Source organism: Comamonas sp. 17RB (genome assembly GCF_030056555.1).
Taxonomy (GTDB): domain Bacteria; phylum Pseudomonadota; class Gammaproteobacteria; order Burkholderiales; family Burkholderiaceae_C; genus Comamonas; species Comamonas terrigena.
The window spans coordinates 596199-622277 of record NZ_JASHHY010000002.1 but is presented as its reverse complement, the minus strand read 5'-3'; the positions used below and the strand labels follow the sequence as shown (position 1 = coordinate 622277).

Sequence of the window (26079 nt, the reverse complement as noted above, 5' to 3'; positions counted from 1 at the left end):
GCGTGCACCGCAGCGTCACCTACACCTCCAGCCCGCTGCTGGCGAGCAAGACGCCCAAGTGGCGCAGCAAGTTCATCATGGGCTTGATGGTGCTGGGCTTCACCGGCCTGGGCGTGCGTGCCGCCTATGTGCAGGTGTTCGGCAACGAATTTTTCCAGCGCCAGGGTGAGGTGCGTTACGCCCGCACGCTGGAGCTGCCGGCCAACCGCGGCCGCATTCTGGACCGCAATGGCCTGATCCTGGCGTCCAGCGTGCCGGCAGCCAGCATCTGGGCCATTCCCGAAGATATAGAGCTGGACAGCGCCGAAGTGCGCGCCAAGCTGCCCCAGCTGGCCCGGCTGATGGACATGCCGCTGGCGGCCATCAAGAGCAAGCTGGACAACGACAAGAGCTTTGTCTGGCTCAAGCGCCAGCTGGACTGGGAAGTCGGCCAGCAGATCAAGGCGCTGGGGATCAAGGGCATCTACCAGACCAAGGAATACAAGCGCGAGTACCCCGAAGGCGAGTCGGCAGCCCACATCGTGGGCTTTACCAATGTGGAAGACCATGGCCAGGAGGGCATGGAGCTGGCTTTCGACAAGGATCTGGCGGGCAAGCCGGGTTCGCGCCGGGTGATCAAGGACCGTTTCGGCCGCGTGGTCGAAGGCCTGGGCGAGGAAATTCCGCCCATGGACGGTCGGGAGATTCAGCTGTCCATCGACAGCAAGATCCAGTTCTACGCCTACCAGAAGCTGCGTGACCAGGTCATCGCCCACAAGGCCAAGGCCGGCACGGTGGTGGTGATGGACGCCAAGACCGGCGAGCTGCTGGCGCTGGCCAACTACCCCAGCTACGACCCGGGCAACCGCAAGCGCCTGACGGGCGAGCAGCTGCGCAACCGCGCCATCACCGACGTGTTCGAGCCGGGCTCGACCATGAAGCCCATCACCGTGGGCGTGGCGCTGCAAAGCGGCAAGTTCAAGCCCAGCACCATCGTGGACACCACGCCCGGCCGCATCAACGTGACCGGCTCGACCATCTCCGACACCCACAACTACGGGGTGCTGACGGTGGAGGGGGTGATCCAGAAGTCCAGCAACGTGGGCACGACCAAGATTTCCCAGCAGCTCACGGCCCAGGAGATGTGGGAGACCTATTCGGCGCTGGGCTTCGGCCAGAAGCCGCAGATTTCCTTCCCGGGCGCCCAGAGCGGGCGCTTGCGACCGTACAAGACCTGGCGGCCGGTGGAGCAGGCCACCATGTCCTACGGCTACGGGCTTTCAGCCAGTCTGCTGCAGATCACCCGGGCCTATACGGTGTTCTCGAATGACGGCAAGGTGATACCGGCCAGCATGCTCAAGATCGATCGCCCCCCTGTGGGCGTTCCTATTTTTTCGGAGCGCACGGCGAGTTCCGTGCGCAAGATGCTGGCGCTGGCCGCCGGCCCCGGGGGCACCGGTCAGCGTGCCCAGACCGTGGGCTATTCGGTGGGCGGCAAGTCGGGTACGGCGCGCAAGCAGGAAGGCAAGGGCTATGCCGCGGGCAAGTACCGCGCCTGGTTTGCCGGCATGGCGCCGATCGAGAGCCCGCGTGTGATTGTTTCCGTGATGGTGGACGAGCCCATGAATGGCACCTACTACGGTGGCACGGTGGCGGCCCCGGTATTTAGCGATGTGGTGCAGCAGACGCTGCGCCTGATGGGCGTGCACCCCGATATGGCCGTGCAGCCCCAGATTGTGGCCAACCCGGTGGAGGAGTCGCTGTGAGCACGCTGCACACACTCGCCACACCGCAGGATGCCGTGCGCTGGCTGCGCAGCCGCGTGACCGGGGCCTTGCGCACCGACAGCCGCCAGGTGCAGCCCGGGGACGGCTTTATCGCCTGGCCCGGCGGCGTGACCGATGGCCGGGCCTATGTGGCATCGGCCCTGGAGCGCGGCGCTGCAGCCTGCCTGGTGGAGCTGGAGGGCGCCGACGCCTTTGAGCTGCAAGGGGAGGCGGTCGCGGCCTTTTCCGGTCTGAAGGCGGCCACGGGCGACATTGCCGACCTGTGGTTTGACCGTCCCTCGGACGCGCTGACCGTGCTGGCCGTGACCGGTACCAATGGCAAGACCTCCACCGCCTGGTGGCTGGCCCATGCACTCTCGGCCTGGCCGCTGCACCAGCGCACCGGCTGCGCCCTGGTCGGCACGCTGGGCATTGGCGTGCCGCCGGCGCTGGTCAGCACCGGCATGACCACCCCCGACCCGGTCTGCCTGCAAGAGGCGTTCCGCGGCTATGTGGACCAGGGTCTGGCCGCCTGTGCGATCGAGGCATCGTCCATCGGCATCGAAGAGCACCGCCTGGATGGCACACGCATCCGCTGCGCGGTCTTCACCAATTTCACCCAGGACCACCTGGACTACCACGGCAGCATGGAGGCCTACTGGGCCGCCAAGGCCCGTCTGTTCCGCTGGAACGGCTTGCAGACCGCCGTGGTCAATATCGACGATGCCCATGGCGCTACCCTGGCGCAGCAGCTGCAGACACAAGAAGGCTTGGAGGTCTGGACGCTGTCCATCCGCCAGCCCGCACGCCTGTGGGCGCGGGACATCGGTCACGGCAGCGAAGGGCTGCGCTTCACCGTGGTCGAAGGCGATGCCGCGGTGCCGCTGCAGACCCGGGTGGTGGGCCACTACAACATCAGCAACCTGCTGGGCGTGATCGCCACGTTGCGCAGCCTGGGCATGCCGCTGGCGCAGGCCGTGCAGGCCTGCGCGCACCTGGAGCCGGTGCCCGGCCGCATGCAGCAGATTGCCCAGCCCGGTCAGCCGCTGGTGGCCGTGGACTATGCCCACACCCCCGATGCGCTGGAGCAGGCCTTGACCGCCTTGCAGCCGGTGGCGCAGGAGCGTGGCGGCCGGCTGTGGTGCGTGTTCGGCTGCGGCGGCAACCGGGATGCCAGCAAGCGCCCGTTGATGGGGCAGGCCGCCCAGCGCCGGGCCGACCAGGTGCTGGTGACCAGCGACAACCCGCGCGGCGAAGTGCCCGAGGCCATCGTGCAGCAGATTGTGGCGGGCATGCAGCCCGGTGCCCTGGTCCAGGTGGACCGGGCCGCGGCCATTGCCCAGGCCATTGCCCAGGCGGCGCCCCAGGACGTGGTGCTGCTGGCCGGCAAGGGCCATGAGGATTACCAGGAAGTGATGGGCGTGAAGCGCCCGTTCTCGGACATGGCCGAGGCGCAGCGTGCGCTGGCGGCCCGCGAAGGACAAGCAAAGTGATGATGACATTGCAACAGGCACTGGTTTGGATCCAGCGCTCCCAGCCCGCAGCGCGGCTGGTGGGCGATGGCGCCACGCCCCTGCAGCGCGTGTGCACCGACACGCGCCAGCTGCAGGCCGGTGACCTGTTTGTGGCGCTCAAAGGCGAGCGCATGGACGCCAACGATTTTCTGCCGCAGGCCCGGGCCGCCGGCGCCGTGGCCGTTGTGGCCCACCGCGGCCTGGAGGCCGCCGGGCTGGCCGGTATCGAAGTGGCCGACAGCACCCTGGCGCTGGGCGACCTTGCGGCCGGCTGGCGGGCGCAGTTCGGTCTGCCGCTGGTGGCCATCACGGGCAGCAACGGCAAGACCACGGTCACCCAGATGGTGGCCAGCATCCTGCGTGCCGCTGCCGGCGAGGCCGCTTTTGCCACACAGGGTAACTTCAACAATGCCATCGGCGTGCCGCTGACCCTGCTGCGTCTGCAGGCGCAGCACCGTCTGGGCGTGGTGGAACTGGGCATGAACCACCCTGGCGAGATTGCCGAGCTGGCGCGCATTGCCCAGCCCACGGTGGCCTTGGTGAACAACGCCCAGCGCGAGCACCAGGAATTCATGCACACCGTGCAGGCGGTGGCCGAAGAGAACGGCAGCGTGTTTGCCTTCCTTCCGGCGGACGGTGTGGCGGTGTTCCCGGCGGACGAAGAATTCACCGCGCTGTGGCGCGCGCTGGCGGGGAACCGCCGGCAGCTGACCTTTGGTGGCGAAGGTGCCGATGTGCGCTGCACCACCGCGCAGTGGCAAGGTGGCGCATGGCAGGTCCAGTTGCAGACACCGGCAGGTGCCGTGGCATGCCAGCTGCACATTGCCGGGCGCCACAACGTGCGCAATGCCCAGGCCGCCGCCGCCTGTGCACTGGCCGCGGGGGTGCCTCTGCAGGCCATCGGGGAAGGGCTGAATGCCTTCCGCCCGGTGAAGGGACGCTCGCGTTCGGCCGCCTTGCAGGTCCATGGCCGCAGCGTGGCTTTGGTGGACGATACCTACAATGCCAACCCCGATTCGATGCAGGCCGCGATTGCGGTACTGGCCGAATTGCCGGCGCCGCGTGTGCTGGTGCTGGGCGACATGGGTGAAGTGGGTACGCAAGGCCCGCAGTTCCATGCCGAGATCGGTGCGGCTGCGCATGCGGCCGGTATCGAGCATGTGTTGGCATACGGTGCGCTGATGCAGCACGCCGTGCAGGCCTGTGGTGACACGGGCCGTCATTTTTCAGACAAGGCTGCATTGAATGAAGCAGTCCTGGCATTGCTGCCCCAGGCGGGCAGCGTGCTGGTCAAGGGTTCGCGAAGCATGAAGATGGAAGAGGTGGTGCAGGCGCTGGAGTCTGCCCAGGAAGGGGGCGCAGCATGCTGCTGATACTCGCCCAGTGGTTGCAGGATCTGTTTCCGGACCTGACGTTTTTGCGCGTGGTGCAGTACATCACGTTCCGTGCGGTGATGGCGGCGCTGACGGCGCTGCTGATCGGTCTGTGGATCGGCCCCAAGGCCATCCGCATGCTCACGGCCCTGAAGGTGGGCCAGCCGGTGCGTGGCTATGCCATGCAGACCCATCTGGTCAAGAACGGTACGCCCACCATGGGGGGGGTGCTGATCCTGTTTGCGATTTCGGTCTCCACCCTGCTGTGGTTCGACCTGTCGAACCGCTTTGTCTGGATCGTGCTGCTGGTGACCTTGGGCTTTGGTGCCATCGGCTGGGTGGATGACTGGCGCAAGGTGGTCAACAAAGACCCCGAAGGCATGCGTTCGGGCGAAAAGTATTTCTGGCAGTCGGTCATCGGTCTGGTGGCCGCGCTGTACCTGGTGTTCAGCATTTCCGAGAACTCCAACGGCCGCGTGCTGGAGCTGTTCATCACCTGGGTGCAATCCGGCTTCTCGCTGGACCTGCCGCCCAAGGCCGGTCTGCAAGTGCCTTTCTTCAAGGAAATCAGCTATCCCCTGGGCGTGCTGGGCTTTGTGGTGATGACCTATCTGGTCATCGTGGGCGCCAGCAATGCGGTCAACCTCACCGATGGCCTGGATGGCCTGGCCATCATGCCGGTGATCATGGTGGGCACGGCGCTGGGCATTTTTGCCTATGTGACCGGCAACGCCAGCTATGCCAAGTACCTGCATTTCCCCAGCATTCCCGGTACCGGCGAGCTGATGATCTTCTGCGGCGCCATGGCGGGTGCGGGCCTGGCCTTTCTGTGGTTCAACGCCCACCCGGCCCAGATCTTCATGGGCGATGTGGGGGCGCTGGCCCTGGGCGCAGCCCTGGGCACCATTGCGGTGATCGTGCGCCAGGAAATCGTGCTGGCCATCATGGGCGGCATTTTCGTGGCCGAGGCCGTGTCGGTGATGCTGCAGGTGACGTACTTCAAGTACACCAAGAAGCGCTATGGCGAAGGCCGCCGTCTGCTGAAGATGGCCCCCTTGCACCACCACTTTGAAAAGAGTGGCTGGAAAGAGACGCAGGTGGTGATCCGTTTCTGGATCATCACCATGCTGCTGTGCCTGATCGGCCTGTCCACGCTGAAGCTGAGGTGACAGCCATGGCAGACCACGACCTCCAGCCACCCGTCACGCCTCCCACGCCCGAGGCGCTGGAAGGGGAGCGCCTGCCCGTGCCGGTGAACCCGGCGGACACAGTTGCTGCCGACGTGGCCGTGGCGACGGTGGCGGACACGGACACCGATACATTGGGCGCTGGCGCTGAAGCTGTAGTTGATGTGGCAGGCTCCGAAGCCGCGTCCGAACTCGTTGCCGCCGTGTCCGCCACCGGTGCAGCGGAGGAAATCGCCCCCGCGCTGGATGCGGTCGAGGTGCCTGCCGCGCCGCCCGTGGTGGAGCCGGTGCCGGATATTTCCACGCTGAGCGCCGCCAAGGATGCGGCGGCCTTCGTGGCCCAGATCTTTGCCGACCCGAGCATCTCCGATGCGGCCGACAGCGAGGTCACGGCGGTGCAGGCCGCCGAGCAGGAGCCCGTGGTGGAGCTGCCCCCGGTGCCGGCGCTGTGGCCGCAGGGCCAGGCGCAGCACCTGCAGGGCCAGCGCGTGCTGGTGCTGGGGCTGGGCATTTCGGGCATCGCCATGGCGCGCTGGTGCACACGTGCCGGTGCCGAGGTGACGGTGGCCGACACGCGTGCAGCCCCGCCCCATCTGCCCACCCTGCAGACCGAGCTGCCCGGCGTGCGCTTTGTGGCCGGTGACTTCACGGCTGCTTTGGTGGACGGCCAGAACCTGACCGCGGTCTACCGCTCCCCGGGCCTGAGCCCCGAGAGCGTGGCCGCCGTCTTTGACGCTGCGCGCGCCATCGGTCTGCCGGTGGGCGGCGAGCTGGATCTGTTTGCCATGGCCCTGAAGGGTCTGGCCCAGGCCCATGGCTATGCGCCCAAGGTGCTGGCCATCACCGGCACCAACGGCAAGACCACCGTCACCTCGCTGACCGGCCAGCTGCTGGAGCATGCCGGCCTGACGGTGGGTGTGGCCGGCAACATCGGCCCTTCGCTGCTGGACACGCTGTCGGCCCGCATCGATGCGCAGGACCTGCCGCAGGCCTGGGTGCTGGAGTTGTCCAGCTTCCAGCTCGACGGGGTGCAAGGCTTCGAGCCCACGGCGGCCACGGTGCTGAACATCACCCAGGACCATCTGGACTGGCATGGCGGCATGCCTGCCTATGCAGCCGCCAAGGCGCGCATCTTTGGCGACAAGGCACTGATGGTGCTCAACCGCGAAGACCGCACCGTGATGGACATGCTGCCGCCACCGGTCAAGGTCAAGCTGCAGAAGCCGCAGCTGCGCGCCCATGTCACGTTCGGCGCAGACATGCCGCGCAGCCCCGGTGACTTCGGTATCGAAGTGGTGGGCGGCATGGCCTGGCTGGTGCGGGCCATGGAATCCGACGAAGTCGGTCGCCGTTCGCGCGATCCGCAGGATGATTTGTTTATCCAGCGCCTGCTGCCGGCCGATGCGCTGCGCATCCGTGGCCGCCACAACGCCACCAATGCCCTGGCAGCGCTGGCGCTGGCCCAGGCCGCAGGCTGTGCGCTGGCCCCGATGCTCTACGGCCTGCGGGAATACCGGGGGGAACCCCACCGCGTCCAGCCCATCGGCATGGTGGGCGGTATCGAGTATTTCGACGACAGCAAGGGCACCAATGTGGGCGCCACGGTGGCCGCGCTGACCGGCCTGGGGGCCGACCGCCGCATCGTGCTGATTCTGGGCGGTCTGGGCAAAGGCCAGGATTTCTCGCCGCTGGCAGCGCCGGTGTCGCGCTATGTGCGTGCCGTGGTGCTGATCGGCCGCGATGCGCCGCAGATCCGTGCGGCGCTGGCTGGCGAAGGGGTGCCGCTGTCGGATGCCGACAGCATGGAAGCCGCCGTACGCCAAGCCACGGCCCAGGCGCAGGCCGGCGATGCCGTGCTGATGTCGCCCGCGTGCGCCAGCATGGACATGTTCCGTGACTATGCCCACCGTGCCGAGGTGTTCGTCGAGTCCGTGCGCCAGCTGGCCCACGATGCCGGACACGAGCTGGAAGGAGCCGAATGATGGACATGTCCAGCGTGCTCCAACGCGTATCCAACTGGTTTGGCGGCACGTCCGACAAGCCGGTGGATGTGCTGCCGGTGCGCGTGGGCGGCACGGAATACCGTGCCACGCCGGCACGGCCGGTGCAGATGCTGGGCCTGGACCAGGCGCTGGTGTGGGTGGTCATCGCCTTGCTGACCTGGGGCGTGGTGATGGTGTATTCGGCCTCGATCGCGATGCCGGACAACCCCCGTTTCGGCAAGATCGAGCCCTACCACTTCGTGCTGCGCCATGTGATTGCGCTGGGCGTCGGCTTTGTCGGTGCGCTGCTGGCCTTCCAGATCTCGATGAAGACCTGGGAGCGCATGGCGCGCAAGCTGTTCATCCTCTCCATCCTGCTGCTGGTGGCCGTGCTGGTGCCGCATGTGGGCGTGGTGGTGAACGGGGCGCGGCGCTGGATTTCGCTGGGCATCATGAACTTCCAGCCTTCCGAGCTGGCCAAGTTTGCGGTGCTGGTCTATGCGGCCGACTACATGGTGCGCCGAATGGAAATGAAGGAGCGCTTCTTCCGTGCGGTGCTGCCCATGGCGGCGGCCGTGTTCGTCTGCGGCGTGCTGCTGCTGGCCGAGCCGGACATGGGGGCCTTCATGGTGATCGTGGTGATCTCCATGGGCATCCTGTTCCTGGGCGGTGTGAACGCGCGCATGTTCTTCCTGATGGCGGCGCTGGTCATCGGTGCCTTCGTCATCATGATCGCCTTCTCCGACTGGCGGCGCGAGCGGATTTTTGCCTACCTGGACCCCTGGGACATGAAGCACGCGCTGGGCAAGGGCTACCAGCTGTCGCATGCGCTGATCGCCATCGGCCGGGGCGAGCTGTTCGGCGTGGGCCTGGGTCGCAGCGTGGAAAAGCTGCACTGGCTGCCGGAAGCGCACACCGACTTTCTGCTGTCGGTGATCGGCGAAGAGTTCGGCCTGGTCGGCCTGCTGGTGCTGATCGTGGCCTTTGTCTGGCTGACGCGCCGCATCATGGAAATCGGCCGCCAGGCGATTGCGCTGGACCGGGTGTTTTCCGGGCTGGTGGCGCAGGGCGTGGCCATCTGGATCGGGTTCCAGGCCTTCATCAACATGGGGGTGAACCTGGGCGCGCTGCCCACCAAGGGGCTGACGCTGCCGCTGATGAGCTTCGGCGGATCGGCCGTGCTGATGAACCTGATTGCCATCGCGGTGGTGCTGCGCATTGATTACGAGAACAAGGTCCTCATGCCATCGGGCAGGGGAGCAGTGAAATGACAGAGAAAGTGGCACTGGTCATGGCGGGCGGAACGGGAGGTCATATCTTCCCGGGCCTGGCCGTGGCGCAGGCTTTGCGGGAGCGCGGCTGGCGCGTGCACTGGCTGGGTGCGCCCGGCAGCATGGAGTCCCGTCTGGTTCCGCCCCAGGGCTTTGCCCTGGAAACGATTGAATTCGGCGGCGTGCGCGGCAAGGGGCTGGTGACGCTGGCCCTGCTGCCGCTGCGCCTGCTCAAGGCCTTCTGGCAGGCCTGGCGCGTGGTGCGCCGCGTCCAGCCCGATGTGCTGGTGGGCTTCGGCGGCTACATCACCTTCCCTGGCGGGATGATGGGTGTGCTGGCCGGCAAGAAGCTGGTGCTGCACGAACAGAACTCGGTGGCAGGGACCGCCAACAAGGTGCTGGCCAGCGTGGCCGACCGGGTGTTCACGGCGTTCCCGAACGTGTTCGCCAAGGGCCGCTGGGTGGGCAATCCGCTGCGCGAAGCCTTTGTGCGCCAGCCTGAGCCCGAGGCCCGCTTTGCCGGACGCAGCGGCCCGCTCAAGCTGCTGGTGGTCGGCGGCAGCCTGGGCGCCAAGGCGCTGAACGACATCGTGCCCCAGGCGCTGGCGTTGATTCCGGCGGCGCAGCGCCCCAGCGTGCTGCACCAGAGCGGCGCCAAGCAGATCGACGAGCTGCGGGCCAACTATGCCGCCGCCGGCGTGCAGGCGGAGCTGACCCCCTTCATTGACGACACGGCCCAGGCCTTTGCCGATGCCGATGTGATTGTCTGCCGTGCCGGTGCCAGCACCGTGACCGAGATCGCTGCCGTCGGTGCGGCAGCGGTGTTCGTGCCTTTCCCCCATGCGGTGGATGACCACCAGACCGCCAATGCCCGCTTCCTGGTGGAGCAGGGCGGTGGCTGGCTGATCCCGCAAAAGGCGCTGACGGCTGAAAAATTGGCAGAAATGCTACAGAATACGGAGCGTTCTACGCTGCTTGAACGGGCGAGAGACGCTAAGAAGATGCAAAAGATTCAGGCTACCCACGAGGTCGTGGCGGCATGCGAGGAGTTGTCCGCATGAAGCACGCCATCCAGAACATCCATTTCGTCGGCATCGGCGGTGCCGGCATGAGCGGCATCGCCGAGGTGCTGCACAACCTGGGCTACCGCGTCTCGGGCTCGGACCTGTCGAGCTCGGCCGTGCTGCAGCGCCTGCAGTCGCTGGGCATCCACACCTTTGTGGGCCATGCGGCCGAACATATCGGCCACGCCGATGTGGTGGTCACCTCCACAGCGGTGCAGGGCAGCAACCCCGAAGTGGTGGCAGCCCGCGAGAAGAAGATTCCCGTCGTGCCGCGTGCGCTGATGCTGGCGGAACTGATGCGCTTCAAGCAGGGCATCGCCATTGCCGGAGCCCATGGCAAGACCACCACCACCAGCCTGGTGACCAGCGTGCTGGCCGAAGCCGGCCTGGATCCCACGTTCGTGATCGGCGGCAAGCTCAACAGCGCCGGCGCCAATGCCAAGCTGGGCCATGGCGACTACATCGTGGTGGAGGCCGACGAATCCGATGCGTCGTTCCTGAACCTGCTGCCGGTGATGGCCGTGGTCACGAACATCGATGCCGACCACATGGAAACCTACGGCCATGACTTCGGCAAGCTCAAGCAGGCGTTTGTGGATTTCCTGCACCGCATGCCGTTCTATGGCCGCGCCATCCTGTGCGTGGACAGCCCGGCCGTGCGCGAGATACTGCCCCAGCTGGCCCGTCCGGTGACCACCTACGGCTTTGCCGAGGATGCCCAGGTGCGGGCCGTCAATGTGCGCGCCGTGGCCGGTCAGATGCATTTCACCGTGCGCCGCAGCAACGGCCAGCCCATGCCGGACCTGGAGGTGGTGCTGAGCCTGCCGGGCGAGCACAACGTGCTCAACGCACTGTCTGCCGTGGCCGTGGCCATGGAACTGGAAGTTCCCGACGCCGCATTGCTGCGCGCTCTGGAAGGTTTCAAGGGCGTGGGCCGTCGCTTCCAGCGCTACGGCGAATTGCCTGCAGCCCAGGGCGGCGTGTTCACGGTGATCGACGACTACGGCCACCATCCGGTGGAAATGGCGGCCACGCTGGCCGCCGCCCGTGGCGCCTTCCCGGGCCAGCGCCTGGTGCTGGCCTTCCAGCCGCACCGCTACACCCGCACGCGCGACTGCTTTGAAGATTTCGTGCAGGTCATCGGCCATGCCGACAGCGTGCTGCTGTCCGAGGTGTATGCCGCTGGTGAAGCGCCCATCGTGGCGGCCGATGGCCGTTCGCTGACCCGTGCATTGCGCGTGGCAGGCCGGGTGGAACCAATTTTTGTTGAGCAAATCGCTGATATGCCCCAGGCAATTGCGGACAATGCTCGGTCTGGCGATGTGGTGCTGTGCATGGGGGCGGGCTCGATTGGCGCCGTCCCGGGGAAATTGGTCGAAATGCTATCGAAGAGTGAGCGGTCTGGGCAAACGGGAGGTGCGCAGTGAGTACGCACGCACAAGATATAGATGTCCAGGCACTGGGCAAGGTCGCCGTCTTGATGGGCGGCAGCTCGTCCGAGCGCGAAGTCTCGCTGATGTCCGGCAGCGGTGTGCTGCAGGCCCTGCGTTCGCAGGGGGTGGATGCCCATGCATTTGACCCTGCTGAACGCGATCTCGGTGAGCTGAAGAAAGAGGGTTTTGCCCGCTGCTTCATCGCCTTGCATGGCCGCCACGGCGAAGACGGCACGGTGCAGGGAGCGCTGGAATTGCTGCGCATTCCCTATACCGGCCCGGGCGTGATGGCTTCCAGCATGGCCATGGACAAGGTCATGACCAAGCGCATCTGGCGCTTCGAAGGCCTGCCCACACCGGATTGGCGCATGGTGGCCAGCGCGGACCAGACCCGCGCGGCATTCGCGGCGCTGGGTGCGCCCATGATCGTCAAGCCGGCACGCGACGGCTCCAGCATGGGGCTGACCAAGGTGGAGGACGCCAGCCAGTGCGAAGCGGCCTATGCCCTGGCTGCCAAGTACGACGAAGAAGTGCTGTGCGAGCAGTTCATCTCCGGGGACGAAACCACCTGCGCCGTGCTGGGTGAAGGCCGGGGCGCACAGGCCCTGCCCGTGATCCGCATCGTCGCGCCGGACGGCAACTACGACTACCAGAACAAGTACTTCACCGACGTCACGCAGTACCACTGCCCGAGCGGCCTGCCGGCCGAGGAAGAGGCCGAGATCCAGCGCATCGTCGAGCAGGCATTCCGCACGCTGGGCTGCCGCGGCTGGTCGCGCGCCGACATCATGATCCGCGCCAGCGACCGCAAGCCCTTCCTGCTGGAAATCAACACCTCGCCGGGAATGACCGGCCATTCGCTGGTGCCCATGGCTGCACGTGCCAAGGGCATCTCGTACGAAGCGCTGTGCCTGCGCATTCTGGCGACGGCCTCGCTGGATGGCGACGCACACGCCGTGGAAGGGAGTGCCTGATGCGCCACGCACTGCCCCTGGACGTCCGCCTGATGAACGCGACCGCGTCGGTCCTGTTCGCGGGCTGTGCCGTCCTGCTGGTGGCGGTGCTGGGCTGGTGGGCAGTGCGCCATCCGGCGTTCTCGATCGCGCGCATCGTGGTCGAAGGCGAGCTGGTGCACAACAACGCGGTGACGCTGCGGGCCAATGTGGCCCCCAGCCTGACCGGCAATTTCTTTACCGTGGACCTGGCCGGCGCACGCAAGGCGTTCGAGCTGGTGCCATGGGTGCGCACCGCCGAAGTGCGCCGCGAGTTCCCCAACAGCCTGCGCGTGATCCTGAAGGAGCATGTGGCCCAGGCGTACTGGGGGCCGGAGAACGGCACCTCCATGGTCAATGCCATGGGCGAGGTGTTCGAGGCCAATGTGGGCGAGGTGGAGCGCGAAGGCCTGCCCCGCCTGCAGGGCCCGGAAGGCTCGGCATCCCAGGTGCTGGCCATGTTCTACGCGCTGGAGCCGGCCTTCGAGCCGCTGCAGGTGGAAGTGGACGCCCTGACGCTGCGTGACCGCGGCAGCTGGGTGGCGCGCCTGGACAACGACGCGGTGATCGAGCTGGGCAACGGCTCCCCCGAACAGGTGCTGCAGCGTGCCCAGCGTTTCGTGCGCACGCTGGGCCAGGTCACCGGCCAGTACCAGCGCCGTGCCGATGCACTGGAATATGCAGATTTGCGCTATCCCGATGGCTATGCGCTGCGCCTCAAGGGCGTGACCACCGTGTCGCGCGAACGGGCCTTGCAGCTGAGCCGGGATGCCGCAGCGAGAGAAAAGAAGAAAACCCGAACAACCGAGGGCAGGAACTGATATGGCAAGAGAATACAAAGACGTGGTCGTGGGACTGGACATTGGTACCGCCAAGGTCATGGCCGTTGTCGCCGAAGTCATGCCTGGCGGAGAACTCAAGCTGGCGGGGCTGGGTGTGGCACCCAGCAACGGCCTCAAGCGCGGCGTGGTGGTGAACATCGACGCCACGGTGCAAAGCATCCAGCAGGCGCTGAAGGAAGCCGAGCTGATGGCCGACTGCAAGATCCAGCGCGTGCACACCGGCATCACCGGCAGCCATATCCGCGGCCTGAACCAGAGCGGCATGGTGGCCATCAAGGACAAGGAAGTCACCCAGGCCGATGTGGCACGCGTGATCGAGACCGCCAAGGCCGTCAGCATCTCATCCGACCAGCGTCTGCTGCTGGTGGAACCGCAGGAATTCGTGATCGACGGCCAGGATGTGAAAGAGCCGATCGGCATGAGCGGCATCCGCCTGGAAGCCAAGGTGCACATCGTGACCGGCGCACAGAGCGCGGCCGAGAACATCATCAAGTGCGTGCGCCGCTGCGGTCTGGAAGTGGAGCAGCTGCTGCTGAACCCGCTGGCCGCCAGCCAGGCCGTGCTGACCGATGACGAGCGCGAACTGGGCGTGGCCCTGGTGGACATTGGCGCCGGCACCACCGACGTCGCCATCTTCACCGGCGGTGCGATCCGCCACACGGCCGTGATCCCGATCGCCGGCGACCTGATCACCAGCGACATCGCCATGGCGCTGCGCACCCCCACCAAGGACGCGGAAGACATCAAGGTCGAAAGCGGTTACGCCAAGCAGATGCTGGCCGACCCGGACAGCCAGGTCGAAGTGCCGGGCCTGGGCGATCGCAGCCCCCGCATGATCAGCAAGCAGGCGCTGGCCGGCGTGATCGAGCCGCGTGTGGAAGAAATCTTCTCGCTGGTGCACCAGGTCATCCGCGAGTCCGGTTACGAAGAAGTCCTGTCCTCCGGCATCGTGCTCACAGGCGGCAGCGCCGTGATGCCCGGCATGGTGGAGCTGGGCGAAGACATTTTCCTCAAACCCGTGCGCCGCGGAGTACCTCAGTACGCCAGCGCCTTGGCCGACATGGTGGCGCAACCGCGCTCGGCCACGGTGATGGGATTGTTAGAGGAGGCTCGCATGGCGCGTATGCGCGGTTTCAAGGTGGCACAAAAGAGTGGGTCGGTGAAGACCGCTTTTGGGCGATTCAAAGACTTCATTGTGGGAAACTTCTAACTATGTGCTCTCGACGTTTGCGCATCACGGGGCCTCCCACGGATTTTCGCTATCAGCGATACCGAAGAACAGCCAAAACGACAGCAGCAGTGACCAATTACGTAGAAATTTCAGGAGCACCAACATGACCATCGAAATGATCGAAGCCGAAGAATTCAACCAGGGCACACGAATCAAGGTGATCGGCGTGGGCGGCGGTGGCAGCAATGCCGTGGAGCACATGATTGCCTGCAATGTGCAGGGTGTGGAGTTTGTCTGCGCCAACACGGACGCCCAGGCACTGATCCGCAGCAATGCACACCGCACCATCCAGCTGGGCCAGAGCGGTCTGGGTGCCGGCAGCAAGCCCGACAAGGGCCGTGATGCCGCTGAAGTGGCGGTCGAAGACATCCGCGCTGCCATCGATGGCGCCCACATGCTGTTCATCACGGCCGGCATGGGTGGCGGCACCGGCACCGGCGCTGCACCGGTGATTGCCCGTGTGGCCAAGGAAATGGGCATCCTGACGGTGGGCGTGGTGACCAAGCCCTTCGACTGGGAAGGCAGCCGCCGCATGTCCAACGCCGATGGTGGCCTGTCCGAGCTGGAAGCCAACGTCGACTCGCTGATCGTGGTGCTGAACGAGAAGCTGCTGGAAGTGCTGGGTGACGATATCTCCCAGGACGAAGCCTTCGCCCACGCCAACGACGTGCTGAAGAATGCGGTGGGCGGCATTGCCGAAATCATCAACGAATACGGCCATGTGAACGTCGACTTTGAAGACGTGCGCACCGTGATGGGCGAGCCCGGCAAGGCCATGATGGGCACGGCCCGCGCATCCGGTCCGGACCGCGCCCGCATTGCGGCCGAACAGGCGGTGGCCTGCCCGCTGCTGGAAGGCATCGACCTGTCGGGCGCCCGCGGTGTGCTGGTGCTGGTGACCGCCGCCAAGGGCAGCCTGAAGCTGTCGGAATCGCGTCTGGCCATGTCCACCATCAACGCCTACGCTTCGCCCGATGCGCACGTGATCTACGGCGCGGCCTACGACGACTCGCTGGGTGATGACATCCGCGTGACCGTGGTGGCCACCGGTCTGGCCCGCCAGAACGCCCGCCGCCAGCCGATGTCGGTGGTGCAGGGCGGTCTGCGCACCGGTACCGACGGCATGTACGCCATGCCCACGGCTTCCATGGGTGCCGCAGTGACCGGCGCCGCTCCTTCCATCGGTGCAGTGGGCCAGGCCGACTACGGCGGCATGAACGTGCCCAGCGTGTGGCGTACCAACCGCACCCAGGCCGCAGCCCGTGTGGACGCGCTGTCCTCCGGCGGCATGGACGATCTGGAGATCCCGGCTTTCCTGCGCAAGCAGGCTGACTGACGGTTTCCCGTAAAACCACCAGCAGGCCCGCAGCGCGCAAGCGCTCGGGCCCATTTTTTTGCCCGGCAATGGCACTGCAGCAATCGCAGCTATTGGGATTTCCCATGACCGTGCCCGGCAGGAAAATGCCGCAGATCGGTAAAATTGACACCATGCTTCAGCAACGCACCCTCAAGACCATCACCCGTGCCGTGGGCATGGGTCTGCACAGCGGCCAGCGGGTCGAGATGACCTTGCGCCCGGCGCAGCCCGATACCGGCATCGTCTTCCGGCGTGTGGATTTGCCGGAGCCGGTGGACATTCCCGTCAATGCCATGTCGGTGGCCGATACGCGCATGGCCACCACCATTGCCACGGGCAGTGCCAAGGTGCACACCATCGAACACCTGATGTCCGCCCTGTGCGGCCTGGGCATCGACAACCTGTATATCGACATCACGGCCGAGGAAGTGCCCATCCTGGATGGCTCTTCGTCGTCCTTTGTGTTTCTGCTGCAAAGCGCGGGCATCGAAACCCAGAATGCCCCCCGCCGCTTCATCCGGGTGACCAAGCCGGTGGAAGTGCGCGAAGGCGAGGGCGCCAACCTGAAATGGGCCCGTTTCGAGCCCTACCATGGCTTCAAGCTGCGTTTTGACATCGACTTCGCCCACCCGGCCGTGGATTCCACCGGCCAGTCGGTGGAGTTCGACCTGGGCGCCGGCAACTACCCGCGCGACATCGCCCGGGCCCGCACCTTCGGTTTCACCAAGGATGTGGAAATGCTGCGCAACAACGGCCTGGCGCTGGGCGGCGGGCTGGACAATGCCATCGTCATGGACGACTACAAGGTCCTGAACAGCGACGGCCTGCGCTATGACGACGAGTTCGCCAAGCACAAGATCCTGGATGCCATGGGCGATCTGTACGCAGTGGGCAAGCCGCTGCTGGCGGCCTACAGCGCGTTTCGTTCGGGCCACGGCATGAACAACCAGCTGCTGCGTGCGCTGATGGCCGACCCCTCGGCCTGGGAAGTGGTCAGCTTTGACAGCGACCGCAAGGCACCGGCGGGCTTTGCCCAGCTCGCCCAGGCCTGGTAAGCCGGTTCCGGGCGGCTGCAGATGCTGATCTTTCGCTGGCTGGCCTCTGTGCTGCTGCTGGGCTCGGCCCTGTGCTTTGTGTTCTACCTGGGAACCGGGCAGGCGCGGTACAAGCGCTGGGGGCTGCTGGTGCTGAAGTGGACCGTGGTGGCTGCACTGGCCTTTTTTGCGGTGCTGATCTTCGGGCGTATCGTCTGACGGCGTGGCTTCATGGGGCCGCGCATGCTGCGTTCCACCGACTTTCTGTCACGCAATTTACGGTTTGCAAAGCACTGTCACCTCGCCGCAAAGCTGCGGTAAAACCGGCGCTGCAGCGTTCCCGCACCGCTGCAATCGGTGCATGATGGTGTACATGCCGGTCCTTGGCCGGCCCTTCTCACCCCAGGAAAGGAGTGTCCGATGAAAAAAATGTCTGCACTGGCAGCCGCCCTGGCCCTTGGCATGGGTATGTCGGCTGTCGCACAGGCCCAGCCTCACCGCAATGACGACCGCCGCGGTCCGCCTTCGCATTCCCAGGGACAGGGTCCTTACAAGCACGATGACCGCCGCAATGACCGCCGCGACTGGGACCGTGACCACCGCCGCGATGACCGCCGTGATGACCGCGATTTCCGCCGGGGCGCCGGCCCGGACCACCGCTGGGTCAAGGGCCACCGCGTGCCTCCGCAATACCGGGGTCCGCAGTATGTGGTGCAGGACTGGCGCGGCCACCACCTGAGTGCGCCGCCCCGCGGCTACCACTGGGTGCAGTACGGCGGCGACTACATGCTGGTGGCGATTGCCACGGGCGTGATCACCCAGCTGATCCTGAGCGGCGTGCGCTACTGAGTCCGTGCGCCCATCAGCAACAAAGGCACCCTGCGGGGTGCCTTTTTGCATGGTGGCATTCCGCCAGCGGAGCAAGAGGTGCCGCCGGGGTGGTGCTCAGTAGGTGCGTCCGCCTTTGTACAGCGCATGCTGGCGGCGCTGCAAGGTGGTCTCCTGCGCCAGTCGGTCCATCACATGGCCGGCATGGGCATGGGTGATGGCCAGGCCCAGGGCATCGGCCGCATCGGGGCCGGGCAGACCGGGCAGTTGGAGCATGCGTTTGACCATCTCCTGCACCTGGTCCTTGGCTGCACGGCCGTGGCCGGTGATGGCTTTCTTCATCTGCAGTGCAGTGTATTCGGCCACCGGCAGCCCATGCATCACCAGGGCCGCAATCGCCGCCCCGCGGGCCTGCCCCAGCAGCAGCGTGGACTGGGGGTTGACGTTGACGAAGACGATTTCGACGGACGCGGTGGCCGGCTGGTAGCGGGTGATGACCTCGCCAATGCCTTCGTACAGGATTTTCAGCCGCGCCGGCAGATCGCCCAGTTCCACCCCGGGCGTGCGCGTGGTGCGGATGGTGCCGCAGGCCACATAGCGCAGCTGCTGGCCTTCGCGGTCCACCACGCCGAAGCCGGTGGTTTGCAGGCCGGGGTCGATACCGAGAATGCGCATGAAAAAGTGCTGTGAACAAAGAGGAGTCGACGCACACCGCGCCGCCCGGCGATTGTGCCCCATGCCCGGGATACACTGCGCGTCCTGCTTGCTTGCCCGTTGTGTGTGCCCATGTCCCTGCCTGTCCATCGACGTCTGTTGCGCGCCTTGTGGCGCGGAGTGTGGGGGCTGGGTGCCGCCGTGCTGCTGTTCCTGGGCTGGCGCATCGCGGTGCTGGCCACCACGCCCGCTGAGCGCCAAGCGGACGTCGTGCAGCAGGTCTTCAGCACCGAAGCCCTGCCGCCTTTCACGCCCGAGCACCTGGCCTTGGTGCGCGGCTTGCAGGTCTGGTGGCTGCCGGTGGAGTCCGGGGCGCCGGGCGTGGACCCGCGGCAGCCGCTGCGGGGGGCAGATTCCAGTGTGTCCAGCGTGCAGGTGGCGCGGCGGTTGCTGGCGACCGACGATGCCGCCCTGGCCATGCGGAGGCTGGTGGAGGTGGCGCGCTGGGTGTACCCCTTTGTGGAGCGGGCCCACCTGGCGCCGGGGCGCTATGCGGTGCCTGCCGAGCTGCAGGCGCAGCTGCCCGGGGTGCAGCAGGGCCAGTTCCAGCTGCGTGCAGAACATCTGACGCTGCTGCGCGGCGCCATCTGGCAGGAACTGACGGGGCGCAGCCTGGAAGAGGTGCTGGCCGAGAGCACCGAGGCCGAGCCGCTGTGGCCCATGCCCTTCATCGACGGCAAGCGCCCCTATGGCGACCGGTCCTACTACACCATCGACATGGCGGACCTGCTGGGCAGTCCGTTCGCACTGGATGCGCGCGGCCACGCCATCATCGTGCCGGCCCGCGATGCGGCGCTGAAGCGCCTGCATGAGGAGACGCTGACCGCGCTGCAGCTGCTGTTCCTGTACGGTGAAATGGACGGGATGGCGCCCTTACGGTAGCGGCGTGGCCGCCATGCGGCGCTGGATGGCGCTGCTGCGCTGGTTCAGGTAGGGCGAGCGCGGGTTAGCCTCAAAGTGGCGCGGGTTGGGCAGCATCACCGCCAGGCGGGCGGCTTCGGCAGGGGACAGCCCGGCGGCGCTCTTGCCGAAGTAATGCCGGGCTGCGGCCTCGGCGCCAAAGATGCCGTTGCCCCATTCCACGCTGTTGAGGTAGATCTCCAGAATGCGCTGCTTGCTCAGCAGCAACTCCAGCAGATGGGCCAGCACCAGTTCCTGGCCTTTGCGCAGCATATTGCGCTCGCCGGACAGCAGCAGGTTCTTGGCCAGCTGCTGGGTGATGGTGGAGCCGCCAAACAGGCGCGCAGGCCGGGTGGACTGCTTGCGCGCCGCGCGGTGTTCCTCCTTGGCGTTGCGCTCCATGGCGCGTTCGATGGCATCCCAGCGCACGCCGCCGTGTTCCACGAATTGGTCGTCTTCCGAGGTCAGCACGGCGCGCTTGAGGTGGTCCGAGATCTGGGCATAGTCCACCCAGCGCTGCTGCCAGGGACGCTCGGCACCGTCTTTCCACTGCTGCCACATTTCCGAGCGCTGGAAGGTGGTGGATTCGGGCGCCACCACCACCATCAGCCCGATGCGCAGCACAAAGAACAGCTGCAGTCCCACTGCCGCCAGCAGCACCAGGCCCAGCCAACGTTCGAATGCCTTCATGCGCAGACTCCGCCGGCCCTGGCTCAGTGGGCGGCTTCGCTGGCCAGCAGGGCGCGCAGTTCGGCCAGCACCTGGGCCGAAGGCGGACGCACACCGCGCCACAGCGCGAAGGATTCCGCGGCCTGCTCCACCAGCATGCCCAGGCCGTCGCGGCCCGTGGCGCCATGCAGCGCGGCCCAGTCCAGGAACGCGGCGGCGGCGGGGCCGTACATCATGTCGTAGGCCAGGCTGCCGGGACGCAGCACCGTGGCCGGCACCGGAACGCCAGCACCTTGCAGGCTGGCGGCCGTGCCATTGATGACCACGTCAAAGTCACCGTCCAGCGCCTGCTGCGCTTGTGCCTGCAGCACCACGTTCTGGCGTGCTGCCAGTTCCGCATGCTGGGCGACCAGCGTTTCGGCCTTGGCCGCTGTGCGGTTGCAGACCACGATGCGGCGGGGCGACTGCTCCAGCAGCGGGCCGAGCACGCCGGCCGCGGCGCCACCGGCCCCGATCAGCAGAATGTCCTTGCCGGCCAGTGCCACGCCGGCATTGCGGGTGATGTCGGCCACCAGGCCCAGGCCGTCGGTGTTGTCGGCATACCAGCTGCCATCGGCCTGCCGGGCCAGGGTGTTGGCCGCACCGGCCAGCGCCACGCGCGGGCTGTGCCCGGTAGCTGCCTGGGCCGCTTCCAGCTTGAAAGGCACGGTGATGTTGCAGCCCTGGCCGCCGGCGGCGGCGAAGCCCGCCAGTGCCGTGGCAAAGCCGTCCAGTGGTGCCAGGCAGCGGTCGTACTGCAGCGCCTGGTCGGTCAGCGCGGCGAAGCGGGCGTGGATCCAGGGCGAGCGGCTGTGGGCCACGGGGTTGCCCATTACGCAATAGGAATCAGGAGCAGCAGTCATGGGTAGGCGCTGGCCAAGGGGCCGCGTGAAATCCGGAAAACAGGGCAGGGCCGCAGTGTCCGGGCGGGTAGGGGGTGGCGGCGAAACGGCTGGGGTGCGCCGCGCAGCGGGGTGGTCTGCCGCTCACCGGACATCGGTCTGCAGCGTCTGGTCGCGGGTGAACTTGAAGCGGGAGACCACGGCGATCTGGTCGGCCTTGGCGCGCATGGCCGGGCCAAAGTGACCGTAGGGGCCGGCGGCGCGGGCAATGGCCTCGGCACGGGTGTCGAGCTGGCGGTTGCCCGAGCCCTGCACCACTTCGGTGGCCAGCACTTTGCCGTCGTGGTTGACGGTCAGGATCATGGTCAGCTCGCCATAGAGTTTCTTGCCGGCCTGCTCGGGGAAATTCTCGGTGCCCTTGTCTTCCACCTTGCGGCGCAGCGCGTCGTAGTAGACCGCGTAGACCTCCTCGCGCGTGGCGGGGCTGATGTAGCGCTTCTTGGGGCGGGCGTTTTCTTCGTTGATCCGCTTTTCGATCTCGGCCAGCAGCTTGACCAGCTGTTGGCGGCGTTCCTGTTCCTGCGCCGCCTGCTTGCTGGACGCCTGCTGGGTCGGGTCCTGCTGCGGCAGCGTGGCCAGTTGCTTGCGCAGCTGGGTCAGCAGCACGCTCTGCTGCTCCTGCATTGCATCGATTTCGCGCTGGCGGTTCTCGAAATCATCGCCAATGGCCGTGATGGCCGAGTAGGGCATGGGGCTGGTGGCCCGGCCCTGGGCCGCATCGCCGCCGCCGGCCAGCGCGGCCTGGGCGATGGCCTGGGCTTTTTCTGGTCGCTCCTGGGTGTGGGCGTTGACCAGAATCACCTCCAGCGGGGTGTCCTGGAACACGCGGTTGAACTGCTCTGGCGCCACAAAGCGCACGCTCAGCAGCACCGCGTGGACGGCCACCGAGACCCCCAGTGCAATCGACAGGGGGGACAGGGAGCGGAGGGCGGCAGGCAGGGTCACGGAGCGGGATTATCGGCGCTGGCGCCTTCGCTGTCGTTCACATCCACGGCAATGGCGATCGGGCCGGCCACGTTGTCGTCTTCTTCCGACACCTCGTCGACCGGCGCGTCGTCGCTGGTGTCATCCGGGTCGTCCAGGCGTTCCAGCACCGTGCCGTGGATGTCCAGCGTGATCTCGTCGATCTCGCCCAGCTTCACGCGGATGCGGGCACCACGCGGCAGGTTTTGCGCACCCAGCACCGAGATCACCAGGGGCAGCGTGTCGGCGCGCACCAGCATCCCGGCGGGACCGTTGTCCTTGATGACTGCGGCTTCCAGTTCGGTGATGCCGTTCTGTTCCAGGTACTTCAGCGTCCAGAAGCGTTCCATGCCGGCCTGGTAGCCGTTGTAGGCACTGTAGGCGCCGTCAAAGCTGCTGATGATGCCGAACAGTTCGGCATCCTTGGGCTTGAATGGTGCCGCCAGGGCGGCCGTGGCACCGTGGCGGGCGCAGGCAATGATCTGCCACTGGTTCACCAGGTCGGTGTAGCGGCGCAGCGGCGAGGTGGCCCAGGAATAGGCTTTCACGCCGATACCGGCGTGGGGCAGGGCCTTGGTGGACATGCGAACCTTCACGCCCGGGGCCAGGCTGGCCTGGCTGCGGTAGATGCCGGGCACGCCGTATTCGGCCAGCATCAGGCCCCAGCTGCTGTTGGCGACGATGGCGGCCTCGGCCACGATCAGGTCCAGCGCGGCACCGCGCTTGCGCACGGTGATGCTGACCTTTTCGCTGCCGTTGGGCTCGCCGTCGCCATTGCCTTCCAGGCGGAAGGTGTAGTCGGGGCGCGAGAAGTTCTCGGGCTTGCCGCGCACCACTTCGCGCTCGGCCTTCAGGTGGCGCGCCAGCTTGTGCAGAAAGGACAGCTGGTCGCGCACGGCCAGCAGGTTGGCGGGGGTGTTCTCGACCTCGAGGCTGCCGTCGCTCAGCCACTCCTCGGTGACGATGTGGTCCAGCTTGTCGTGGCGGAAATTGGTCACCACCGGCACGCGTTCCAGCCTGGTTTCCTTGGCCAGCACCTCGAACGTGGTTTCGTCATAGGTCACGTACAGCGACACGGCGGGGTTGGCACGGCCTTCGTCCAGCGTGTAGATGCGCACCACCTCGTCCGGCAGCATGGTGATCTTGTAGCCGGGCATGTAGACGGTGGACAGGCGGTTGCGGCCCAGCTTGTCCAGGTCGGAGCCGGGCTGGATGGCCAGACCAGGCGCGGCAATGTGGATGCCCAGAGTGACCTTGCCGCTGCCCAGGCCCTGGACGGACAGGGCATCGTCGATTTCGGTGGTCATCGAATCGTCGATGGAATAGGCCTGCACATCGGCCAGCGGCAGATCGGCCGGTGGCTGGGGGGCGGTGATGGCCGGGAAGCCTGTGCCCTTGGGGAAGTTGTCGAACAGAAAGCGCTGCCAGTGGAACTGGTAGGCCGAGTCGATGGCTCCGGCCGTCTGCAGCAGGTCCAGCGGTGCTTTCTGGGCGTTGCGGCTGGCCTCGACCACGGCCTTGTATTCGGGGGCGTTCTTGTCGGGGCGGAACAGGATCTTGTAGAGCTGCTCGCGGATGGGCTGCGGGCAGGTGCCCGCCACCAGTTCCTGCGCCCAGCCGTCGATCTGGGCCTGGAGCAGCTTTTTCTTCTCGATGGCGGCCAGGGCCTGCTGCAGGATTTCGGCCGGCGCCTTCTTGAAGCGGCCCTTGCCGGCGCGGCGGAAGTAGTGGGGCGCGCCATACAGCGCGAACAGCATGCCGGCCTGCTGGGCCAGCGGCGCGTTGTCGGAGAAATAGTCGCGCGCAATGTCGGCAAAGCCGAACTCTTCTTCGGGGGCGAATTCCCAGGCCAGGTCCAGCTCCACGGTGGCGGCAATGGCTTCGGCCTCGGACATCAGCGCTGCCGGCTCGGGCTTTTCGAACTTCAGCAGGATGTTGGCAGCCTTGACCTTGACCCGTTTGCCGGTGCCAAGCTCGATTTGGGAGGAGGACTCGGCCTCGGACAGGATACGGCCAGCCAGGAATTTGCCGGCGTCTTCAAACAATGCGTGCATGGCCGGCATTTTCCCATGCCGGCTTTGCCCTTTCGTCGCAGTGGCACCACGGGGGATGCGGGGCTGCGTGTTCAGGCCAGTTGCAGAAAGTCGCAGATGTCGGGGATATAGGCTTCGAAACCGCTCAGTGCATGGTCGCTGCCTTCGATGAGGATGTGCTCGGCCAGCGGGTAACGGGCCAGCATTTCACGCCAGTCCAGCAGCTCGTCGCCTTTGGCAAACAGGCCCAGCTCCCGCCCGGCCGGGGCCTTGCCGTGCAGTCCCAGGGCCTGCAGCTCGGGAATGTATTCAGGGCGGAAGAAAAAGCGGGTCTCCGGATCGTGCCAGCTGCTGTGCTCGCCGATGTAGCGTTCCAGGTCGCGGTCGGGGTAGGCGGCCGGGTTGATCAGCACGCTGGGGCAGCCCTTGAGGTGGGCCACCCAGCTGGCATAGAAGCCGCCCAGCGAGGAGCCGATCACCGCCATCTGGTCCGCCGGCCAGTCGCGCACGCCCTCGGCCACCAGTTCCATGGCCTCCCGGGGGGAGGGCGGCAGCTGCGGGCACCACCAGTGCACGTCCGGGTGGTGGTGGTGCACATGGGCCGCCATGGCCTGGGCCTTGGCCGATTGCGGGGAGGAGCGAAAGCCGTGCAGGTACAGCAGGTGGGTGGTGGTCGCCATCCCTGCATGGTAGCCGCTGGACCGCAGGGATGGATGACAGCCAGGGTGCCCCCTGGCCGGTGCAGGGCGCAGCCGCCCCGCGATAATGGAGGGCTTATGGCCGCCGAAATCGACAAACCTTCCCTGCTGCAGCGCTTTGTACCGCTGTTTCGCAACTTCGACTATCCGTTGCTGCTGTGCGTGGGTTTGCTGGCGTGTATCGGTCTGCTGGCCATGTATTCCGCCGGTTATGACCATGGCACGCGCTTTGTGGACCATGGCCGCAACATGCTGCTGGCCGCCGGCCTGCTGTTCGTGGTGGCCCAGGTGCCGCCGCAGCGCCTGATGCTGCTGGCCGTGCCGCTGTACACGCTGGGTGTGGCCCTGCTGGTGGCCGTGCTGCTGTTCGGCATCACCAAGAAGGGGGCCACCCGCTGGGTGAATGTGGGGGTGGTCATCCAGCCTTCCGAGCTGCTGAAGATCGCCACGCCGCTGATGCTGGCCTGGTGGTTCCAGATGCGCGAGGGCCAGCGCCGGGCCATGGACTTTGTGATCGCCTTCGTGCTGCTGCTGGTGCCCGTGGGCCTGATCATGAAGCAGCCGGATCTGGGCACCTCGCTGCTGGTGATGGCCGCCGGGCTGGCGGTGATCTTTTTTGCCGGTCTGTCCTGGAAGCTGATCGTGCCGCCGGTGGTGCTGGGCGTGGTGGGCATTGTGCTGATCATCTGGAACGAACCCACGCTGTGCGCCGATGGCGTGAGCTGGTACTTTCTGCACGATTACCAGCGCACCCGGGTGTGCACGCTGCTCGATCCCACGCGCGATCCGCTGGGCAAGGGGTTCCACATCATCCAGGGCATGATCGCCATCGGCTCCGGCGGCGTCTGGGGCAAGGGCTTCATGGCCGGTACGCAGACCCACCTGGAATTCATTCCCGAACGCACCACCGACTTCATTTTTGCGGCCTTCTCCGAAGAGTTCGGGCTGCTGGGCAACAGCCTGCTGATCATTGGTTTCCTGCTGCTGGTGTGGCGCGGCCTGGCGATTGCCATGCACGCCAACACGCTGTTCGCGCGCCTGATGGGCGCGGCCGTGGCCATGATCTTCTTTACCTACGCCTTTGTGAACATGGGCATGGTCAGCGGCATCCTGCCGGTGGTGGGTGTGCCGCTGCCGTTCGTCAGCTACGGCGGCACGGCCATGGTCACGCTGGGGCTGGCGCTGGGGGTGCTGATGTCGGTGGCCCGCCACCAGCGCAACGTGCCCAAGGAAGTCGGCTCGCGTTTGTGAAGGATTGCCAGGACCGGTGACAGGCTCTTGCCTGCCGCGATGGGCTGGAGTACAACT

The 26079-nt window shown here is 66.4% G+C and carries 23 protein-coding genes; 17 read left to right on the top strand and 6 right to left on the bottom strand.

The window, feature by feature from the left end; translation table 11 throughout:
- The first annotated feature begins 2 nt into the window (after nucleotides 1-2).
- The 15 genes from QM470_RS06005 to QM470_RS05935 all read left to right on the top strand — a co-directional run bounded on the left by QM470_RS06005 (nucleotide 3) and on the right by QM470_RS05935 (nucleotide 17874).
- The gene (locus QM470_RS06005; RefSeq protein WP_066537859.1) at nucleotides 3-1745 is read left to right on the top strand and encodes a peptidoglycan D,D-transpeptidase FtsI family protein; all 1743 of its coding nucleotides are present in this window, start codon (nucleotides 3-5) and stop codon (nucleotides 1743-1745) included.
- Nucleotides 1742-3238, top strand: coding sequence for a UDP-N-acetylmuramoyl-L-alanyl-D-glutamate--2,6-diaminopimelate ligase (locus QM470_RS06000; RefSeq protein WP_283338537.1), 1497 nt, complete (start codon nucleotides 1742-1744; stop codon nucleotides 3236-3238). Before QM470_RS06005 ends, QM470_RS06000 begins: the two co-directional genes overlap by 4 nt.
- Nucleotides 3238-4632 (top strand): UDP-N-acetylmuramoyl-tripeptide--D-alanyl-D-alanine ligase, encoded by a 1395-nt coding sequence (locus tag QM470_RS05995; RefSeq protein WP_283338536.1) that lies wholly within the window; start codon nucleotides 3238-3240, stop codon nucleotides 4630-4632. Before QM470_RS06000 ends, QM470_RS05995 begins: the two co-directional genes overlap by 1 nt.
- The gene (gene mraY, locus QM470_RS05990) at nucleotides 4623-5801 is read left to right on the top strand and encodes a phospho-N-acetylmuramoyl-pentapeptide-transferase (protein ID WP_066537782.1); all 1179 of its coding nucleotides are present in this window, start codon (nucleotides 4623-4625) and stop codon (nucleotides 5799-5801) included. The genes QM470_RS05995 and mraY overlap by 10 nt, the downstream gene beginning before the upstream one ends.
- Before the next feature lie 5 nt (nucleotides 5802-5806).
- The gene (murD, locus tag QM470_RS05985) at nucleotides 5807-7801 is read left to right on the top strand and encodes a UDP-N-acetylmuramoyl-L-alanine--D-glutamate ligase (RefSeq protein ID WP_283338535.1); all 1995 of its coding nucleotides are present in this window, start codon (nucleotides 5807-5809) and stop codon (nucleotides 7799-7801) included.
- A gap of 5 nt (nucleotides 7802-7806) precedes the next feature.
- On the top strand, nucleotides 7807-9072 hold the full coding sequence (gene ftsW, locus QM470_RS05980) for a putative lipid II flippase FtsW (RefSeq protein WP_066537851.1): 1266 nt from the start codon (nucleotides 7807-7809) through the stop codon (nucleotides 9070-9072).
- Nucleotides 9069-10133, top strand: coding sequence for an undecaprenyldiphospho-muramoylpentapeptide beta-N-acetylglucosaminyltransferase (murG, locus tag QM470_RS05975; RefSeq protein WP_172591769.1), 1065 nt, complete (start codon nucleotides 9069-9071; stop codon nucleotides 10131-10133). The genes ftsW and murG overlap by 4 nt, the downstream gene beginning before the upstream one ends.
- The gene (murC, locus tag QM470_RS05970; RefSeq protein ID WP_283338534.1) at nucleotides 10130-11563 is read left to right on the top strand and encodes a UDP-N-acetylmuramate--L-alanine ligase; all 1434 of its coding nucleotides are present in this window, start codon (nucleotides 10130-10132) and stop codon (nucleotides 11561-11563) included. Before murG ends, murC begins: the two co-directional genes overlap by 4 nt.
- Nucleotides 11560-12543 carry a D-alanine--D-alanine ligase gene (locus QM470_RS05965; RefSeq protein WP_280012945.1) on the top strand — a complete coding sequence of 328 codons (984 nt, stop codon included), beginning with the start codon at nucleotides 11560-11562 and terminating at the stop codon, nucleotides 12541-12543. Before murC ends, QM470_RS05965 begins: the two co-directional genes overlap by 4 nt.
- Nucleotides 12543-13382, top strand: coding sequence for a cell division protein FtsQ/DivIB (locus tag QM470_RS05960; protein WP_218333530.1), 840 nt, complete (start codon nucleotides 12543-12545; stop codon nucleotides 13380-13382). The genes QM470_RS05965 and QM470_RS05960 overlap by 1 nt, the downstream gene beginning before the upstream one ends.
- A gap of 1 nt (nucleotide 13383) precedes the next feature.
- A complete protein-coding gene (gene ftsA, locus QM470_RS05955; protein ID WP_066537764.1) occupies nucleotides 13384-14613 on the top strand; it encodes a cell division protein FtsA in 1230 nt (409 codons plus the stop codon).
- 124 nt (nucleotides 14614-14737) lie between these two features.
- Nucleotides 14738-15970: a cell division protein FtsZ gene (gene ftsZ, locus QM470_RS05950; RefSeq protein ID WP_280012946.1), complete on the top strand. Its 1233-nt coding sequence runs from the start codon at nucleotides 14738-14740 to the stop codon at nucleotides 15968-15970.
- A 152-nt stretch (nucleotides 15971-16122) separates the two neighbouring features.
- Nucleotides 16123-17046, top strand: a complete 924-nt coding sequence (gene lpxC / locus QM470_RS05945) for a UDP-3-O-acyl-N-acetylglucosamine deacetylase (protein WP_066537848.1) — start codon at nucleotides 16123-16125, stop codon at nucleotides 17044-17046.
- Nucleotides 17047-17067: 21 nt separating this feature from the next.
- Nucleotides 17068-17244 carry a hypothetical protein gene (locus QM470_RS05940; RefSeq protein WP_172591770.1) on the top strand — a complete coding sequence of 59 codons (177 nt, stop codon included), beginning with the start codon at nucleotides 17068-17070 and terminating at the stop codon, nucleotides 17242-17244.
- Between the two features lie 201 nt (nucleotides 17245-17445).
- Nucleotides 17446-17874, top strand: coding sequence for an RcnB family protein (locus QM470_RS05935; RefSeq protein WP_283338533.1), 429 nt, complete (start codon nucleotides 17446-17448; stop codon nucleotides 17872-17874).
- Nucleotides 17875-17970: 96 nt separating this feature from the next.
- On the opposite strand, the gene ruvC is transcribed toward QM470_RS05935, so the two are convergent.
- Nucleotides 17971-18528 carry a crossover junction endodeoxyribonuclease RuvC gene (ruvC, locus tag QM470_RS05930; RefSeq protein ID WP_066537759.1) on the bottom strand — a complete coding sequence of 186 codons (558 nt, stop codon included), beginning with the start codon at nucleotides 18526-18528 and terminating at the stop codon, nucleotides 17971-17973.
- Between the two features lie 111 nt (nucleotides 18529-18639).
- On the opposite strand from ruvC, the gene QM470_RS05925 reads away from it, so the two are divergent.
- Nucleotides 18640-19449, top strand: a complete 810-nt coding sequence (locus QM470_RS05925) for a hypothetical protein (RefSeq protein ID WP_283338532.1) — start codon at nucleotides 18640-18642, stop codon at nucleotides 19447-19449.
- Here the strand turns inward: QM470_RS05925 and mtgA are convergent.
- The 5 genes from mtgA to QM470_RS05900 all read right to left on the bottom strand — a co-directional run bounded on the left by mtgA (nucleotide 19441) and on the right by QM470_RS05900 (nucleotide 24753).
- Complete coding sequence (gene mtgA, locus QM470_RS05920; protein WP_283338531.1) at nucleotides 19441-20157, bottom strand: monofunctional biosynthetic peptidoglycan transglycosylase; 717 nt, start codon at nucleotides 20155-20157, stop codon at nucleotides 19441-19443. The two genes, QM470_RS05925 and mtgA, sit on opposite strands and share 9 nt — an antisense overlap.
- A 23-nt stretch (nucleotides 20158-20180) precedes the next feature.
- On the bottom strand, nucleotides 20181-21038 hold the full coding sequence (gene aroE / locus QM470_RS05915) for a shikimate dehydrogenase (RefSeq protein WP_283338530.1): 858 nt from the start codon (nucleotides 21036-21038) through the stop codon (nucleotides 20181-20183).
- Nucleotides 21039-21161: 123 nt separating this feature from the next.
- Complete coding sequence (locus tag QM470_RS05910; RefSeq protein WP_283338529.1) at nucleotides 21162-22022, bottom strand: energy transducer TonB; 861 nt, start codon at nucleotides 22020-22022, stop codon at nucleotides 21162-21164.
- Nucleotides 22019-24094, bottom strand: a complete 2076-nt coding sequence (locus tag QM470_RS05905; protein ID WP_283338528.1) for a ribonuclease catalytic domain-containing protein — start codon at nucleotides 24092-24094, stop codon at nucleotides 22019-22021. Before QM470_RS05905 ends, QM470_RS05910 begins: the two co-directional genes overlap by 4 nt.
- A 71-nt stretch (nucleotides 24095-24165) precedes the next feature.
- The gene (locus tag QM470_RS05900) at nucleotides 24166-24753 is read right to left on the bottom strand and encodes a YqiA/YcfP family alpha/beta fold hydrolase (protein WP_283338527.1); all 588 of its coding nucleotides are present in this window, start codon (nucleotides 24751-24753) and stop codon (nucleotides 24166-24168) included.
- Nucleotides 24754-24849: 96 nt separating this feature from the next.
- Between QM470_RS05900 and rodA the strand changes: the two genes are divergently transcribed.
- Nucleotides 24850-26022, top strand: a complete 1173-nt coding sequence (rodA, locus tag QM470_RS05895; protein ID WP_280012957.1) for a rod shape-determining protein RodA — start codon at nucleotides 24850-24852, stop codon at nucleotides 26020-26022.
- Nucleotides 26023-26079 lie beyond the last annotated feature (57 nt).

What these genes read in the sequence shown, in the direction of transcription:
- aroE (WP_283338530.1), bottom strand. Translation starts at nt 21,038, where the DNA reads ATGACTGCTGCTCCTGATTCCTATTGCGTAATGGGCAACCCCGTGGCC.
- murG (WP_172591769.1), top strand. Translation starts at nt 9,069, where the DNA reads ATGACAGAGAAAGTGGCACTGGTCATGGCGGGCGGAACGGGAGGTCAT.
- QM470_RS05900 (WP_283338527.1), bottom strand. Translation starts at nt 24,753, where the DNA reads ATGGCGACCACCACCCACCTGCTGTACCTGCACGGCTTTCGCTCCTCC.
- murC (WP_283338534.1), top strand. Translation starts at nt 10,130, where the DNA reads ATGAAGCACGCCATCCAGAACATCCATTTCGTCGGCATCGGCGGTGCC.
- QM470_RS05905 (WP_283338528.1), bottom strand. Translation starts at nt 24,094, where the DNA reads ATGCACGCATTGTTTGAAGACGCCGGCAAATTCCTGGCTGGCCGTATC.
- murD (WP_283338535.1), top strand. Translation starts at nt 5,807, where the DNA reads ATGGCAGACCACGACCTCCAGCCACCCGTCACGCCTCCCACGCCCGAG.
- mraY (WP_066537782.1), top strand. Translation starts at nt 4,623, where the DNA reads ATGCTGCTGATACTCGCCCAGTGGTTGCAGGATCTGTTTCCGGACCTG.
- QM470_RS05940 (WP_172591770.1), top strand. Translation starts at nt 17,068, where the DNA reads ATGCTGATCTTTCGCTGGCTGGCCTCTGTGCTGCTGCTGGGCTCGGCC.
- QM470_RS05995 (WP_283338536.1), top strand. Translation starts at nt 3,238, where the DNA reads ATGATGACATTGCAACAGGCACTGGTTTGGATCCAGCGCTCCCAGCCC.
- ftsW (WP_066537851.1), top strand. Translation starts at nt 7,807, where the DNA reads ATGTCCAGCGTGCTCCAACGCGTATCCAACTGGTTTGGCGGCACGTCC.
- ftsZ (WP_280012946.1), top strand. Translation starts at nt 14,738, where the DNA reads ATGACCATCGAAATGATCGAAGCCGAAGAATTCAACCAGGGCACACGA.
- mtgA (WP_283338531.1), bottom strand. Translation starts at nt 20,157, where the DNA reads ATGAAGGCATTCGAACGTTGGCTGGGCCTGGTGCTGCTGGCGGCAGTG.
- QM470_RS05935 (WP_283338533.1), top strand. Translation starts at nt 17,446, where the DNA reads ATGAAAAAAATGTCTGCACTGGCAGCCGCCCTGGCCCTTGGCATGGGT.
- lpxC (WP_066537848.1), top strand. Translation starts at nt 16,123, where the DNA reads ATGCTTCAGCAACGCACCCTCAAGACCATCACCCGTGCCGTGGGCATG.
- QM470_RS05960 (WP_218333530.1), top strand. Translation starts at nt 12,543, where the DNA reads ATGCGCCACGCACTGCCCCTGGACGTCCGCCTGATGAACGCGACCGCG.
- ftsA (WP_066537764.1), top strand. Translation starts at nt 13,384, where the DNA reads ATGGCAAGAGAATACAAAGACGTGGTCGTGGGACTGGACATTGGTACC.
- rodA (WP_280012957.1), top strand. Translation starts at nt 24,850, where the DNA reads ATGGCCGCCGAAATCGACAAACCTTCCCTGCTGCAGCGCTTTGTACCG.
- ruvC (WP_066537759.1), bottom strand. Translation starts at nt 18,528, where the DNA reads ATGCGCATTCTCGGTATCGACCCCGGCCTGCAAACCACCGGCTTCGGC.
- QM470_RS05925 (WP_283338532.1), top strand. Translation starts at nt 18,640, where the DNA reads ATGTCCCTGCCTGTCCATCGACGTCTGTTGCGCGCCTTGTGGCGCGGA.